Consider the following 14778-nt stretch of genomic DNA (forward strand, 5'->3'; position numbering starts at 1 on the left):
AACGCCTGATGGTGGCGCTAATGCGCCTTATCAGGCCTACGGGGTAATCTCAAACTTACTCTTCGCCGTTAAAGCCCGCACGATTGAGCAGGAACTGCGACAGCAGCGCTACCGGACGACCGGTGGCACCTTTGGCTTTACCGGAACGCCAGGCGGTACCGGCGATATCCAGGTGCGCCCAGTTGTACTTACGGGTAAAGCGCGACAGGAAGCAGCCCGCGGTGATAGCGCCGCCAGGACGACCACCAATGTTCGCCATATCCGCAAAGTTGGACTCCAGTTGTTCCTGGAACTCATCGCCCAGCGGCAGACGCCACGCGCGGTCGCCCGCTTGCTCGGACGCGCCGATCAGTTCATGCGCCAGCGGGTTATGGTTCGACATCAGACCGGTAATGTGATGGCCCAGCGCAATCACGCAGGCGCCGGTTAGCGTCGCGACGTCAATGACCGCTTCCGGTTCGAAGCGCTCAACGTAGGTCAGCACGTCGCACAAAACCAGACGGCCTTCGGCGTCGGTGTTCAGGACTTCAACGGTTTGACCAGACATAGTGGTCAGCACGTCGCCAGGGCGATAAGCGCGTCCGCCCGGCATGTTTTCACAGCCCGCCAGTACGCCGATAACGTTAATCGGAAGCTGAAGCTCGGCGACCATACGCATCACGCCGTAAACCGCCGCCGCGCCGCACATGTCGTACTTCATCTCGTCCATCCCTTCAGATGGCTTGATGGAGATGCCGCCGGAGTCGAAGGTCAGGCCTTTACCTACCAGCACGATCGGGCGCGCGTCTTCGGACGGATTGCCCTTGTACTCAATCACCGACATCAGCGATTCATTCTGCGAACCGTGGCCGACCGCCAGATAAGCGTTCATACCCAGTTCGCGCATTTGCTGTTCGCCGATCACGCGGGTGATGACATTTTTGCTGTAGCTGTCGGCCAACTGGCGCGCCTGTGACGCCAGGTAGGCGGCGTTACAGATATTGGGCGGCATGTTGCCGAGATCTTTCGCAGCCTTAATCCCGGCGGCGATGGCCAGACCGTGCTGAATGGCGCGTTCGCCGCTGGTGAGCTCACGGCGGGTCGGCACATTAAAGACCATCTTACGTAGCGGGCGGCGCGGCTCGCTCTTGTTGGTCTTGAGTTGATCAAAGCTATAAAGCGTCTCTTTGGCCGTTTCGACGGCCTGACGCACTTTCCAGTAGTTGTTGCGGCCTTTAACGTGCAGTTCGGTCAGGAAACAGACGGCTTCCATCGAACCAGTATCATTCAGAGTATTTATCGTTTTCTGAATAACCTGCTTATACTGACGTTCATCAAGCTCGCGCTCTTTGCCGCAACCAATGAGGAGGATTCGCTCGGAAAGAACGTTAGGAACATGGTGCAGCAACAGAGTCTGCCCCGGTTTTCCTTCCAGTTCGCCGCGACGCAGCAATGCGCTGATGTATCCGTCGCTAATTTTGTCGAGCTGTTCTGCAATCGGAGAAAGGCGACGCGGTTCAAAGACGCCCACGACAATGCAGGCACTCCGCTGTTTCTCCGGGCTACCGCTTTTTACACTGAACTCCATGCACTATGCTCCTGAATCTTAAAGACAACAGTGGTGGCTACAGCTATACTCGTCGTCTTTCAAGTTGCAGATGCGTTGGCTGCGCCTGCTCACCCCTGTCGCTTACCTGATGTAAGCTCCGGGGCTCCACAGTCCTGCCGCCTGCCTGCAACTCGAAATCCATTAGAGTATAGAAATTGAAAGCTTTCGTAACTCATATCCGCTGTTGCGGTGACTTCGTGTTAATCTTAACGTTATTACGGCATTGGCACGTCAGAACAAGTTCTGAGAGGTGAATCCGCTGAGTATAATGATCTTAGCGATGATTTCGACGACTCAAGAGAATAAATGACGTTTAAGCCATGAAACAAGCTAAATTCCAGCAAAAAAATGGGTTTTTACGGGCGTATTTAAAGTGATAATCATAAGATATCTGGTGCGGGAGACGCTCAAAAGCCAGCTGGCGATACTCTTCATCTTACTTTTGATCTTCTTTTGTCAAAAGTTAGTGAGGATTCTCGGCGCGGCGGTTGACGGCGATATTCCCGCAAATCTGGTGCTCTCGCTTCTGGGGCTGGGCGTACCGGAAATGGCGCAGCTCATCCTGCCTTTAAGCCTGTTCCTGGGGCTGCTGATGACGCTGGGCAAACTGTATACCGAAAGTGAAATTACGGTCATGCACGCCTGTGGGTTGAGCAAAGCCGTGCTGGTAAAGGCCGCCATGGTACTGGCGTTATTTACCGGTATCCTTGCGGCGGTTAACGTGATGTGGGCCGGCCCCTGGTCGTCAAAACACCAGGATGAAGTGCTGGCGGAGGCGAAAGCGACCCCCGGTATGGCGGCGTTGGCGCAGGGGCAATTCCAGCAGGCGACCAACGGCAGCTCGGTGCTGTTTATCGAAAGCGTTGACGGCAGCGACTTCCACGATGTTTTCCTGGCGCAAATTCGTCCTAAGGGCAATGCTCGTCCTTCTGTGGTAGTGGCCGATTCCGGACACCTTACTCAGTTGCGCGATGGTTCCCAGGTTGTCACCTTAAACAAAGGGACGCGTTTTGAAGGGACGGCGTTGCTACGCGATTTTCGCATCACCGACTTCCAGAACTATCAGGCGATTATTGGTCATCAGGCCGTGGCGCTGGACCCGAACGATACCGACCAGATGGACATGCGCACGCTGTGGAATACCGACAACGATCGCGCTCGCGCCGAGCTGCACTGGCGTATCACGTTAGTCTTTACCGTATTTATGATGGCGCTGATGGTCGTGCCGCTCAGCGTGGTGAATCCACGTCAGGGGCGCGTCTTGTCTATGTTGCCCGCTATGCTGCTTTATCTGCTGTTCTTCCTGATCCAGACCTCCATTAAATCGAATGGCGGTAAAGGCAAACTGGACCCGGTTATCTGGATGTGGGCGGTCAACCTGATCTATCTGGCGTTGGCGATTGGTTTAAACCTGTGGGATACGGTGCCGGTTCGCCGCCTGCGTGCCCGTTTTCTGCGTAAAGGAGCGGTATAATGCAGCCATTTGGTGTACTTGACCGCTATATCGGTAAAACCATTTTTACCACCATCATGATGACGTTGTTCATGCTGGTGTCGCTCTCCGGGATCATCAAGTTTGTCGATCAGCTGAAAAAAGCGGGGCAGGGTAACTACGACGCGCTGGGCGCGGGTATGTACACCCTGCTCAGCGTACCTAAGGATATCCAGATCTTCTTTCCTATGGCGGCGCTGCTTGGCGCGCTGCTGGGGCTGGGGATGCTGGCGCAGCGTAGCGAACTGGTGGTGATGCAGGCATCGGGTTTCACCCGTATGCAGGTGGCGCTGTCGGTGATGAAAACGGCTATCCCCCTGGTGCTGTTAACCATGGCGATCGGCGAATGGGTCGCCCCGCAGGGCGAGCAGATGGCGCGTAACTATCGTGCGCAGGCGATGTATGGCGGCTCGCTGCTTTCCACCCAGCAAGGTCTGTGGGCGAAAGACGGGAATAACTTTGTCTATATTGAACGGGTGAAGGGCGACGAGGAGCTGGCCGGCATTAGTATTTACGCTTTCAACGATCAGCGTCGTTTGCAGTCGGTGCGTTACGCCGCTTCGGCAAAATTCGACCCGGAGCATAAGGTCTGGCGTTTGTCGCAGGTGGATGAGTCCGATCTGCAAAACCCGAAACAGATCACCGGTTCGCAGACGGTGAGCGGCACCTGGAAAACGAATCTGACGCCGGATAAGTTAGGCGTGGTGGCGCTGGACCCGGATGCGCTTTCCATCAGCGGTCTGCATAACTACGTTAAATATCTGAAGTCGAGCGGACAGGACGCCGGACGTTATCAGCTCAATATGTGGAGTAAAATCTTCCAGCCGCTCTCCGTGGCGGTGATGATGCTGATGGCGCTGTCGTTTATCTTTGGCCCGCTGCGTAGTGTGCCGATGGGCGTGCGCGTGGTGACGGGGATTAGCTTCGGCTTCGTCTTCTACGTCCTCGACCAGATTTTTGGCCCGCTGACGCTGGTATATGGCATTCCGCCGATTGTCGGCGCGCTGCTGCCGAGCGCGTCTTTCTTCCTGATTAGCCTGTGGCTAATGCTGCGTAAGTCGTAATCACAGTAATCGTAGGCCTGATAAGTCCTTTCCGCCGCCATCCGGCAGACCGCCTGGTATTCCTCGAATGATGTAGTGCGTAACCTGACGCGTGGCGCTTTTGGCTACGCGTTAAGCTCAGGCAAGCTGCGGGAAAAAGTAGATCAAAAAATTTATAACGTGCTGCCGTGATAAATCTGATAACCCAAATCAATCGTATTATGGTTGAGATCGTTATTTTTAATTTTGTTGAGCAACATCTGCGCGGCTCTGCGCCCGATCTCAAAACGAGGGGTAATTACGCTGGCGAGGCTCGGTATCATTTGCCTGCCCATCTCCAGACCGTGGAAGCCGGCGATGGAGATCTGCTCCGGTACGGCCAGTTGACGCTCGCGGCACCACAGTAGAGCGCCCATTGCGATATCGTCATTTGTACAAAAGACGCCATCCACGTCCGGGTGCGCAGTAAGCGCATCACGCATTAGCTGTATCCCCAGATGGATAGAGGAGATAGCGCGGGGATTGATGCGCAACGGCGCCAGCCCCCGGCGCGTCATCGCATCGCAGTAGCCGTGATAACGCTGCTCATCACGGATATCGTCTTTTGAACCCAGATAGAGAATTTTCCGCCGCTGGCGTTTATCCAGCATGGTGCTGACCATATCAAAGGCGGCCTGACGGTTATCAAACCCCACCTCCATATCTAAGCGATCGCCCTGGATATCCATGAGTTCTACAATCGGAAGGGTAGCTGAGCGCAGGAATTTGACGGTTCTGAGGGTATGATATTTTTCTGAAAGAATAATGCCGTCGATATTGTAAGACAGTAAATTGATAACGGACTCTTCTTCCGAATCGCGATTGTAATTGTAATTCGCAATGAGAGTTTGGTAGTTATGACCCGACGTTACGGATTCAATCCCGGCGAGAATGTCGGCAAACAACTGATTCTGAAAAGAGGGGATCAGCACGCCCAGAGTGTAACTTTGCGCGTTTAACAGCATAGCAGGCGCGCGATTTGGTATGTAGTTAATTTCCTCCATGATCTGCGCAATACGCTCGCCGGTTTCCCTGGCGACTTTTTTCGGCGAGCGGATGTAACGGCTCACCGTCATTTTTGTCACGCCAGCAAGCGTAGCGATATCCTGCAAAGAAATTCTGTGATTCCTCATGTTTTCTCCAGTACCGGGGGCGGGAACGTCGCCCCCATGGTTAATTGGGCTGCGGATGATGAATTAATGCAGAACCGCATTCAGCGCCAGTACGCCCAGCAACCCCATGACAGAAATCAATGTTTCCATAACGGTCCAGGTGCGTAGGGTTTCCCCGACGCTAAGATTAAAATACCCTTTAAACAGCCAAAAACCGGGATCGTTAACATGTGATGCAATAACGCTTCCCGCGCCTGTCGCCAGTACCATTAACGCCGGATCGGCGTGGGTTACGTTAATAATCGGCAATACGACGCCCGCTGTGGTTATCGCGGCCACGGTCGCGGAACCTAACGCAATACGCAGCACGGCGGCTACCGTCCAGCACATTAATAACGGAGATAGCGAGGTGCCGGTCATTAATTGCGAGATATATTGACCCACGCCGCTATCCACCAGCACTTGCTTAAACGCGCCGCCGCCCGCGATGATAAAAACAATCATCGCAATAGCGCCAATGGACTCGCCGACGATATCCATCACCTGCTCAACCGTACGTCCATTGCGTCGCCCCAGCGTAAAAATGGCGATGATAATGGCAATAAACAACGCCACTGCTGGATTACCGATAAATTCGAAGAAAACCCGCACGGCATTCGTTTTTGGCAGCGTGATTTCACATACCGCTGCGATGGCCATCAGAATGACCGGGATCACGGCGGCAAAAATACTGTTCCAGAATGACGGCATCTCCTCTTCACTGAATAGATGAGGATTAAATAATCCTTCAGGCGGCGCTTTTTCAAATCGCGCCAGCAATTTTGAAAACAGAGGGCCGGCAACAATCACGGTCGGTATGGTAATGATTAACCCATACAGCAGGGTCGTACCGAGATTTGCCTCAAAAATTGTCGCAATAGCGGTAGGGCCGGGATGCGGCGGCAGGAAGCAGTGCGTAACGGATAAGGCGGCGACCATTGGAACCCCGACATACAGCAATGGCAGTCCCGATGAGGCCACAATTGTAAAAACGAGCGGCAACAGCAGTACGAATCCGACTTCAAAAAACATTGCCAGGCCGACGATAAGCCCGGTGATCACCAGCGCCCATTGCACGCGTTTTTTGCCGAACGTATTAATGAGCGTCGTCGCAATGCGCTGCGCGGCGCCGGTATCGGAAATTAATCTTCCCAGCATCGCGCCAAAACCGAGGATCATGGCGAGTCCGCCCAGAGTACCGCCAATTCCGTTTTGTATGGAGTGCAGGACGTCTTGCGCGCCCATTCCTTCGGCAAATCCCACCACGGCGGCAACCAGAACAAGGGCGATAAAGCCGTTAACTTTAAAGCCAATCATTAAGACCAACAGCAGCGCAACGCCTGCCGCAATAATTATTAATGGCATATTCGTCTCTCTTATTAGCGCCAAAATAGCAGCGCTTACGCGCTGCGTCGTATTTCCCTGGTCAGACGGCAACCAGCATACCGCCATCGACAAACAGCAGATGTCCGTTAACAAAGTCGGAAGCTTTTGACGAGAGAAACACCGCTGCGCCAATAAGCTCCTGGGGATCGCCCCAGCGTGCGGCAGGCGTACGTTTGCATAGCCAGGAGGTGAAGGCTTCATCTTCAACCAGCGCTTTGGTCATCTCCGTTTTGAAGTACCCCGGCGCAATACCGTTGACCTGGATATTATGACGCGCCAGCTCCACGCACATGCCGCGAGTCAGCATCTTCACGGCACCCTTCGACGCGGCGTATGGCGTAATCGTGTCGCGGCCCAGCTCGCTTTGCATCGAACAGATGTTGATCACTTTTCCTGCCTGACGCGCCACCATACGGCGCGTAACGGCCTGAGAGACGAGAAAAACCGCGGTCTGATTTACGGCGATGACGTCATTCCACTCCTGCTCGGGAAACTCAGTAAACGGATGACGGCGCTGGATACCAGCGTTATTTATCAGGACGTCAATGACGCCGATATCTTTTTCGATATGTTCAACCGCAGCTTCAATATCCTGTTTATGAGTGACATTAAAAGGAGCGGCAATAGCCTTTATCCCTTCCTGCTGAAGTTTCGTCACGGCTGTTTCGGCGCGCTCCGGGGTAATATCGTTAACAATAATGCGCGCGCCATAGCGACCAAGACCGGTCGCCAGCAAATAACCAATTCCCTGAGCGGCTCCGGTGATAAGGATATTTTTACCTGCCAGTGAAAAAAGATCGTTCATGATAGTGTCCCTTATTTTACTTTCTCAGAAAACGAGCTGAACTTTTGCCGCCTGTGTTTTGTCTCCGGCAAAGATCAGCGCCGCTTCCAGGTCGGTAAATGGATATTCCGCGCTCAGTAACGGCAGCGGATTGATAACGCGGTTGGCAAACCAGGAAACCGCAGTATTAAATTCGGTAGTAAAGCGGAAAGAGCCTTTCAGCGAGATCTCTTTGCTTATTAGCATCATCATCGGGAAGTTGGGGACTGCGCCGCCCATGCCAACCTGCACCATCACGCCTTTGGCCCGTGTGACTTCCAGACACGTTGAGATAGAGGAAGGATGCCCAGAGACTTCAAAACTGATATCGAAATACCCTTTTTCTGCTTTCCAGCCATCAAGAGAATCATGCTGTGGGTTCACCAGCGTATCCGCGCCCATCTGCCGAGCCAGCGAGAGAGAACGGGTACTGATATCGGCACATACCACTTCCGCCGCGCCCAGCGTTTTTACCGCGCTAACAATCAGGCAGCCGATAGGGCCAACGCCGGAGATAAAGACGCGTTTGCCCTGCAGATCGCCCGCCTCATGAGCCGCATGAATGGCAACCGCCAGCGGTTCGGCAAAGGCCATGGCTTTTTCGTCCGCCTGTTCCGGCCAGGGAATGCACTGAGCGGTATCGACAGCTTTAAATCGGGTAAAACCGCCATCGACATGCGGAAAATACATGGCGCTGCCAAAGAAACGCATTTCAGTACAGTGGTTTTCTTCATGCTGCAGACAGTATTTGCAATGACCGCAAGGCTTCGATGGATTAATCGCTACCGGTTGTCCTTCACGTAATAAATCTGAGTCGCTATGAACGATTTTGCCAATCACTTCATGACCTAAAATCATTGGCGCTTTTACTGTAAAATTGCCGACTTTGCCTTCCTGATAATAATGTAAGTCAGACCCACAAATGCCGCCACGGGTAATTTGTACGAGTGTTCCTTTATTATTCCATTCAATATTTTGTTCCGTAACGGCAACAGCACGCTTACCCGCAACAACGCAGGATTGAGTTTTTACTTCCATAAATTCCTCACTGGTCAGGTAGTTACCCTGAACGCATTTAAGCGGTTTTATTTGTCATTATTTGTGACTTATGTCACGCTGGAAAATTGTTACACTACAATGTTACGCATAACGTGATGTGCCTTAGAGTTCTTCTCTATGGAAATTAAAAAACGTGAAATTGTCGAACGTAGAGGCGTAATATTGTGGAGTGGAATATGACTCAGAGGTATTTAAATGGCCGGGGAAAGCTATATTTTAATGGGTGTTTCAGGTAGTGGTAAGTCTTTAATAGGCAGCAAAATTGCAACATTATTTTCTGCGAAGTTTATTGACGGCGATGATCTCCATCCGGCGAAAAACATTGATAAAATGTCTCAGGGAATACCGTTAACTGATGAAGACCGCTTACCCTGGCTGGAACGATTAAATGACGCTTCATACAGTCTTTATAAAAAAAATGAGACGGGATTTATTGTCTGCTCGTCATTAAAAAAACAGTACCGCGATATTTTACGTAAGAGTAGCCCTAACGTACATTTCCTGTGGCTGGATGGCGATTATGCTACCATTCTGCAGCGAATGCAGCGTCGTGCCGGGCATTTTATGCCGCCAGACCTGCTGCAAAGTCAGTTTGACGCGCTGGAGCGACCGTGTGCCGATGAACATGATATTGCGCGTATCGATGTTAATTATGACATCGAGCACGTGACGGAGCAGTGCCGACTGGCTGTACAGGCTTTTCGTCAGGCACTCAGCGCTTCCTGATCATTGTCAAAGCGCTGAGTCAGGCGGTCAGAAGTCAGCTTTTAGCACTACACGATAGCGGGCTTTGCCGTCGCGAACGTGCTGAATAGCCTCGTTGATTTGTGACATTGCGAACAGTTCCGTGATGGGTGCGACTTTACTGCGTCCGGCAAATTTCATCAGTTTGCGAAGTTCATATGGCGTTCCGGTTGCCGAGCCTGAGATACTGCGATCGCCGGCAATTAATGTAAACGCCGGTACGGGCAGCGGCTTCAATACGGCCCCAACGGTATGGAAGTTGCCGCCATAGGTCAGCGCTTCGAAGTAGGGCTGCCAGTCGAGATCGACGTTAACCGTGTTAATAATGAGATCGAACTGGCCCGCCAGTGCTTTTAACGCTTCCGGATCGCGGCTGTTCACCACGTTATTGGCCCCCATCGCCAGCACTTCCTGCTCTTTCGATGGATTTGAGCTGAACGCGGTGACTTCGCAGCCCATTGCGTGTAACAGCTTTATGGCGATATGCCCAAGCCCGCCAATACCGATGATGCCAACGCGGCTGGTAGCAGTAATATGGTGCATCAGTAGCGGTTTAAAGACCGTAATGCCGCCACATAACAGCGGGCCTGCGGACGCCATATCTATATTCTCCGGAAGAGGAATTACCCACTGCCAGCCCGCGCGAAGCTTCTCGGCAAAACCGCCACGATTGAGGATAGTGGGCACTGCCCCTTCCAGGCAGTTAATTTGATTGCCGCTGATACAGGCATCGCAGTGTCCGCAGCTGCGCGCCGTCCAGCCGATTCCAACGCGCTGGCCGACTTTTAGTCCCTTATCCTGTGCCGCGCTACCGAGTGCGGCCACCCGACCGATGACCTCGTGTCCGGCAACCAGAGGGTATTGAGAGAACCCCCATTCATTGTCGATCATCGACAGATCGGAATGGCAGATCCCGCAGTAGTCGACCCGTACCTCGACATCTTCCGGTTGGAGTTCTCCCGCGTCATATTCATAGAGTTCGAGCTCGCCGCCCGCCTCTTTGGCGGCGTAGCTTTTTATTATCGTCATTGTGCTTCCCTTAATGTGGTGTTGAACTGAAAAGTGTAGAGCATGGAGGCAAGGGACGCCCGGCGTTAATCTGCTGGAGAAGGCGGGAAGTAGCCTGATTATTCTATTTAATCCTCAACGCTGCTGAAATTTTCAGCACTTAGCGATACAGGTGTATGCTCGTGCTTGCATGGCGGCGTATGACAGGTATAATCCACAACGTTTTCCGCATACCTCTTCAGTGCCGAAGTGGCGAAATCGGTAGACGCAGTTGATTCAAAATCAACCGTAGAAATACGTGCCGGTTCGAGTCCGGCCTTCGGCACCATTAGTACTTCCAAGACCATCCGAGAAAGTCCACCAACCCCTCTAAAATCAATGCTTGCAGCGATTTTTCCGGCCCGAGTTGTCCGAGGTAGTCCGTTGAAATCCGGATGTCATTGGGGGCATAATTGGGGGCATCTTAACTTCGATTAGAAATGTGCCCCCAAATGAAGCTGAACGCCAGACAGGTCGAGACCGCAAAGCCAAAAGACAAAACCTACAAAATGGCCGATGGTGGCGGTTTGTATCTCGAGGTTTCGGCCAAGGGTTCTAAATATTGGCGCATGAAATACAGACGCCCCTCTGACAAAAAAGAGGATCGCCTCGCTTTTGGTGTTTGGCCTACAGTGACGCTTGCACAGGCAAGAGCAAAGCGAGATGAAGCTAAAAAGCTGTTAGTGCAGGGCATTGACCCAAAAGCCGAACAGAAAGAAGCTCAGGCCGAGAATTCGGGGGCATATACTTTCGAAACCATTGCTCGTGAATGGCATGAAAGTAACAAGCGATGGAGTGAAGACCATCGATCGCGCGTTCTGCGCTATCTTGAGCTTTATATTTTCCCTCATATCGGTTCGTCCGACATTCGCCAGCTCAAAACCAGCCACCTGTTAGCCCCGATTAAAGAAGTTGATACTAGTGGTAAACATGACGTTGCACAGCGTCTTCAGCAGCGTGTCACGGCTATTATGCGTTATGCCGTACAGAACGATTATATCGACTCTAATCCAGCCAGTGACATGGCCGGTGCGTTATCGACAACCAAAGCACGACACTATCCAGCTTTACCCTCTAGCCGGTTCCCTGAGTTCCTTGCACGTCTTGCTGCATATCGTGGCCGTGTAATGACGCGGATCGCGGTCGAACTTTCCTTACTAACTTTTGTGCGTTCAAGTGAGTTACGTTTCGCGCGTTGGGATGAATTCGACTTTGATAAATCTCTTTGGCGCATTCCGGCAAAAAGAGAAGAGATTAAAGGCGTGCGTTACTCCTACCGTGGGATGAAGATGAAAGAGGAGCATATTGTTCCGCTTAGTCGGCAGGCGATGATTTTATTAGAGCAGCTTAAGCAGATTAGTGGTGATAAAGAGTTACTTTTTCCAGGAGATCACGACGCAACAAAGGTCATGAGTGAAAATACGGTGAATAGTGCTTTACGGGCAATGGGATATGACACTAAAACTGAAGTTTGCGGGCATGGATTTAGAACGATGGCGCGTGGCGCATTGGGTGAGTCGGGGTTATGGAGCGAAGATGCAATCGAACGTCAATTAAGTCATTCAGAGCGTAATAGCGTCCGGGCGGCTTATATTCATACTTCTGAACATTTGGATGAAAGGCGATTAATGGTCCAATGGTGGGCTGATTATCTTGATGCAAACAAGATTAAACCTATTAGTTCATTTGACTACGCAAAACTTCACTCTTAATCATTATGCTAATGAAAAGCCAATCTGATTATATGATTGGCTTTCTTTGCGCATCAGCTAACTACGATTTGATCTTTATTTTCTCTGGAGCGTAAATCGAGTGTATTTCCATTTAATATAGTGTCATACATCTCTTGGAGTATATCTTGGCTTGTGTTTTTATCTGTAAATCTAAATACAGAAGCCGCTACATATTCAGGTGAGAGCTCAAATGAAAGCCACTTGCGTTTTAATTGTTCAGCAGCACTTCCTGTTGTGTTTGAACCTCCAAAAATATCAACAACAAGATCACCCGGCTCAGTTAACATATTAATGAAAAACTCCGGTAATTTAGATGGGAATCGTGCTGGATGACCTTTAACACCAATTTTTTTACAACCGGATAAATATCCTCCGTTAGATTCGGAGTTGGGAATTTGCAATAGATTTGGAGGTATAGCACCGCCATTATCTTTGCCAAAGCTGCTGCTTATATCATGCCCTGATGGACGCATTTTGGGGGAATAAAATTTATTAGGGTCTTCAATAAGTTTTTTCATCCTGTCACTATACGGAACAAGAACTTTAGTTATATCAGACTTTGGCCATTCAGTTTTGCTAAACCACCAAATTGTGTTAACAGAATCTTTAACACGCAACTTTCTTTTGTTAACCCACTCAATAGGACTTGGTAGTTTTGAAGGGTTAAACCAATAGAAATCCTCGGCCAGATGGAATCCAACCTCATCAATCATCCTTATCAAAACTCGGAAGTTGTAAACACTTCTAACAGGTACGCCTTTCATGTAAGCGCCACCAAAATCGACGACAAAGCTACCATCATCTTTTAGCTTCTTAAAAACCAACTCGCCAAATTTTAAAAACCAATCGATGTACTGTTCTTGATCGTGATTTCCATATTCTTTCTTACGCTGTAAAGCGAAAGGTGGGCTTGTCATCACTAAATTTAGGCTGTTGTCGGGCATCGATTCAAGCATTTCAAGCGAGTCAGCAATGTACATTGCACCCAAATCTGTTTTGTACGCAGGTTTTTTATCGTCGAACATCATAACTGCTACTCATAGTCTGTAGATCTATTGTCATCAAAGCTGCATTGTCTCGCGAATGGAACGAAAGATAAACCCCTCAAGAGCAAGAGTGATTTTTGCCCATAACATCAGGAAGTTAAGGGAGAGACAAGGTCTGTCTCAAGAAGCCTTGGCTGACTTGGCAGGCTTGCATAGGACTTACATCGGGTCAGTAGAGCGATGTGAAAGAAACATTTCTATTGATAATATCGACCGAATTGCTTCAGCCCTTGGTGTCTCTCCTAGTTCACTACTGGAGAATAATCAGGTATGAAATTTGAGTTGCATCAAGATTGGTCAAATTTAATTGCACTTTGGCCTCAGGTTGAAGAACATCAACGGTTGGCTAATAAGCACGGAATCAATGATATATTCCAAGATAATGGAGGAAAACTTCTACAAGTTCTTTTACTTCTCAGTCTTAAGGTTCTTCCTGGGCGAGAAGGTAATGATGCAGTAGATGTCACTGGTACCGAGTTTGAATTAAAATCAGTTAATGTTGAGCTAACCAAGAGTTTTTCAACTCACCATCATATGAACCCAACAATAATTGCGAAATATAGACAAGTTCCATGGGTGTTCGCAATTTATAGTAACATCACTATTCGTTCAGTTTATTTACTCATGCCTGATGATTTGGAAGTCTTCTATGATAAATGGGAGAGACAATGGTATGAAAGGGATGGTAAAGACATAAACAATCCTAAAATACCGGTTAAGTATGTTATCGAGTATGGTAAATTGCTTTGGTCAAATGCTACTCCAGAAGAATTACTTTGGACTCCTGAAATCGAAGAACAAATCGATCTTGGGGGATTTGAAGCGGAAAATTAATAAGTTAGTATTAATTAGCCGCGCGCAATGCTCTCCCCGCCACGCCTGCCCGCTTAATGGGTCGCTTTTAATGCAGGTGCAAAGATGGTCTCAGGCCGCGCCACGACTGGCGCTGGTCTGGCATGCCGGAGCGAGAAAACGCATGCAAAACCATGCACCTTATGGATGCATGGCTTATTTCGTTAAAAATAGCGGGATTTACGGGGATTTTTTGACAGGCTACTGCGCGGCCAGTCCGGCGCGTCGACGGGTGTAAATCATGTTCTGTGCAGGGGTGAATTTTTCACGATTATCATCCCGCGAAGGCGCGTCAGGCCTGTATCCGATGGCCGTTAAAATATCTTTATCCTGTGCAGAATAATTAATTTCATCTCCAGCGGTCAGCCAGACGGAAAGAGCTTCTCTCAGGTAAGAGACTGAACGGTCAAGCGCGCGATTTTTTATCATCGCGGGCTGGTTTTTAATCCCCATCAGCTCCGGTGCCAGTGCGGCGGCCAGCTCTGCGCCGTTCTGCTGCATAAAATCATGCAGCCGGTTACGGATGCTGATGCGCTGCACCTCCTCATGCGAGAAGATGTAGCGACCGGCGGCCTGATTAACTTCCCATTTTTTTACGTCAATCAGGTCACGCAGCATCTGTAATCTGCGGGAGCCTGATACATTGTCATCCAGCAATAATTCCTGATATTCCTGCATTGCGGCGGCCAGTTCGGTTTTACGGTTAAGCCACGCGGTTTTGTTCGTCTGACAGGCGTCACAGGCCTGCTGTAAGGTCAGAGTGGTCACGGGTTGT

Annotated in this window: 15 protein-coding genes and 1 tRNA gene; 8 read left to right on the forward strand and 8 right to left on the reverse strand. The window is 50.4% G+C overall.

Annotation, left to right across the window (positions count from 1 at the left end; genetic code table 11):
• Nucleotides 1–55: 55 nt before the first annotated feature.
• Nucleotides 56–1567, reverse strand: coding sequence for a leucyl aminopeptidase (gene pepA, locus J4685_RS04720; RefSeq protein WP_000397158.1), 1512 nt, complete (start codon nucleotides 1565–1567; stop codon nucleotides 56–58).
• 280 nt (nucleotides 1568–1847) lie between these two features.
• On the opposite strand from pepA, the gene J4685_RS22460 reads away from it, so the two are divergent.
• The 3 genes from J4685_RS22460 (at nucleotide 1848) to lptG (ending at nucleotide 4144) form a co-directional block, all read left to right on the forward strand.
• Nucleotides 1848–1898, forward strand: a complete 51-nt coding sequence (locus tag J4685_RS22460) for a hypothetical protein (RefSeq protein WP_212724070.1) — start codon at nucleotides 1848–1850, stop codon at nucleotides 1896–1898.
• Nucleotides 1899–1961: 63 nt separating this feature from the next.
• Nucleotides 1962–3062, forward strand: coding sequence for an LPS export ABC transporter permease LptF (gene lptF, locus J4685_RS04725; protein WP_000584135.1), 1101 nt, complete (start codon nucleotides 1962–1964; stop codon nucleotides 3060–3062).
• A complete protein-coding gene (lptG, locus tag J4685_RS04730) occupies nucleotides 3062–4144 on the forward strand; it encodes an LPS export ABC transporter permease LptG (protein WP_001182242.1) in 1083 nt (360 codons plus the stop codon). Before lptF ends, lptG begins: the two co-directional genes overlap by 1 nt.
• Before the next feature lie 152 nt (nucleotides 4145–4296).
• On the opposite strand, the gene J4685_RS04735 is transcribed toward lptG, so the two are convergent.
• The 4 genes from J4685_RS04735 to idnD all read right to left on the reverse strand — a co-directional run bounded on the left by J4685_RS04735 (nucleotide 4297) and on the right by idnD (nucleotide 8560).
• The gene (locus tag J4685_RS04735; protein ID WP_001244065.1) at nucleotides 4297–5295 is read right to left on the reverse strand and encodes a LacI family DNA-binding transcriptional regulator; all 999 of its coding nucleotides are present in this window, start codon (nucleotides 5293–5295) and stop codon (nucleotides 4297–4299) included.
• Between the two features lie 63 nt (nucleotides 5296–5358).
• Nucleotides 5359–6678, reverse strand: coding sequence for a gnt-II system L-idonate transporter (idnT, locus tag J4685_RS04740; protein ID WP_001128356.1), 1320 nt, complete (start codon nucleotides 6676–6678; stop codon nucleotides 5359–5361).
• 61 nt (nucleotides 6679–6739) lie between these two features.
• On the reverse strand, nucleotides 6740–7504 hold the full coding sequence (idnO, locus tag J4685_RS04745) for a gluconate 5-dehydrogenase (RefSeq protein WP_000998688.1): 765 nt from the start codon (nucleotides 7502–7504) through the stop codon (nucleotides 6740–6742).
• A gap of 24 nt (nucleotides 7505–7528) precedes the next feature.
• Complete coding sequence (idnD, locus tag J4685_RS04750) at nucleotides 7529–8560, reverse strand: L-idonate 5-dehydrogenase (protein WP_000453352.1); 1032 nt, start codon at nucleotides 8558–8560, stop codon at nucleotides 7529–7531.
• A 216-nt stretch (nucleotides 8561–8776) separates the two neighbouring features.
• On the opposite strand from idnD, the gene idnK reads away from it, so the two are divergent.
• Complete coding sequence (idnK, locus tag J4685_RS04755) at nucleotides 8777–9307, forward strand: gluconokinase (RefSeq protein ID WP_000896759.1); 531 nt, start codon at nucleotides 8777–8779, stop codon at nucleotides 9305–9307.
• Between the two features lie 27 nt (nucleotides 9308–9334).
• On the opposite strand, the gene J4685_RS04760 is transcribed toward idnK, so the two are convergent.
• Entirely contained in the window at nucleotides 9335–10354 is a 1020-nt protein-coding gene (locus J4685_RS04760) for an NAD(P)-dependent alcohol dehydrogenase (protein ID WP_000152556.1), read from the reverse strand.
• Between the two features lie 222 nt (nucleotides 10355–10576).
• Between J4685_RS04760 and J4685_RS04765 the strand changes: the two genes are divergently transcribed.
• Nucleotides 10577–10661: transfer RNA gene (locus tag J4685_RS04765), tRNA-Leu, on the forward strand.
• Between the two features lie 163 nt (nucleotides 10662–10824).
• The gene (locus J4685_RS04770; protein ID WP_000772671.1) at nucleotides 10825–12084 is read left to right on the forward strand and encodes a tyrosine-type recombinase/integrase; all 1260 of its coding nucleotides are present in this window, start codon (nucleotides 10825–10827) and stop codon (nucleotides 12082–12084) included.
• 53 nt (nucleotides 12085–12137) lie between these two features.
• Here J4685_RS04770 and J4685_RS04775 read toward each other — a convergent pair whose 3' ends face one another.
• Nucleotides 12138–13133 carry a DNA-methyltransferase gene (locus J4685_RS04775; RefSeq protein WP_000970946.1) on the reverse strand — a complete coding sequence of 332 codons (996 nt, stop codon included), beginning with the start codon at nucleotides 13131–13133 and terminating at the stop codon, nucleotides 12138–12140.
• Nucleotides 13134–13188: 55 nt separating this feature from the next.
• Between J4685_RS04775 and J4685_RS04780 the strand changes: the two genes are divergently transcribed.
• On the forward strand, nucleotides 13189–13425 hold the full coding sequence (locus J4685_RS04780) for a helix-turn-helix domain-containing protein (protein WP_010376679.1): 237 nt from the start codon (nucleotides 13189–13191) through the stop codon (nucleotides 13423–13425).
• A complete protein-coding gene (locus J4685_RS04785; protein ID WP_000667328.1) occupies nucleotides 13422–13985 on the forward strand; it encodes a type II restriction endonuclease PvuII in 564 nt (187 codons plus the stop codon). Before J4685_RS04780 ends, J4685_RS04785 begins: the two co-directional genes overlap by 4 nt.
• A 219-nt stretch (nucleotides 13986–14204) precedes the next feature.
• On the opposite strand, the gene J4685_RS04790 is transcribed toward J4685_RS04785, so the two are convergent.
• Nucleotides 14205–14771, reverse strand: coding sequence for a phage polarity suppression protein (locus J4685_RS04790; RefSeq protein WP_000210078.1), 567 nt, complete (start codon nucleotides 14769–14771; stop codon nucleotides 14205–14207).
• Nucleotides 14772–14778 lie beyond the last annotated feature (7 nt).

Origin of the sequence: Salmonella sp. 32100201201700099SM (assembly GCF_017572645.1) — a bacterium.
GTDB lineage: Bacteria > Pseudomonadota > Gammaproteobacteria > Enterobacterales > Enterobacteriaceae > Salmonella > Salmonella enterica.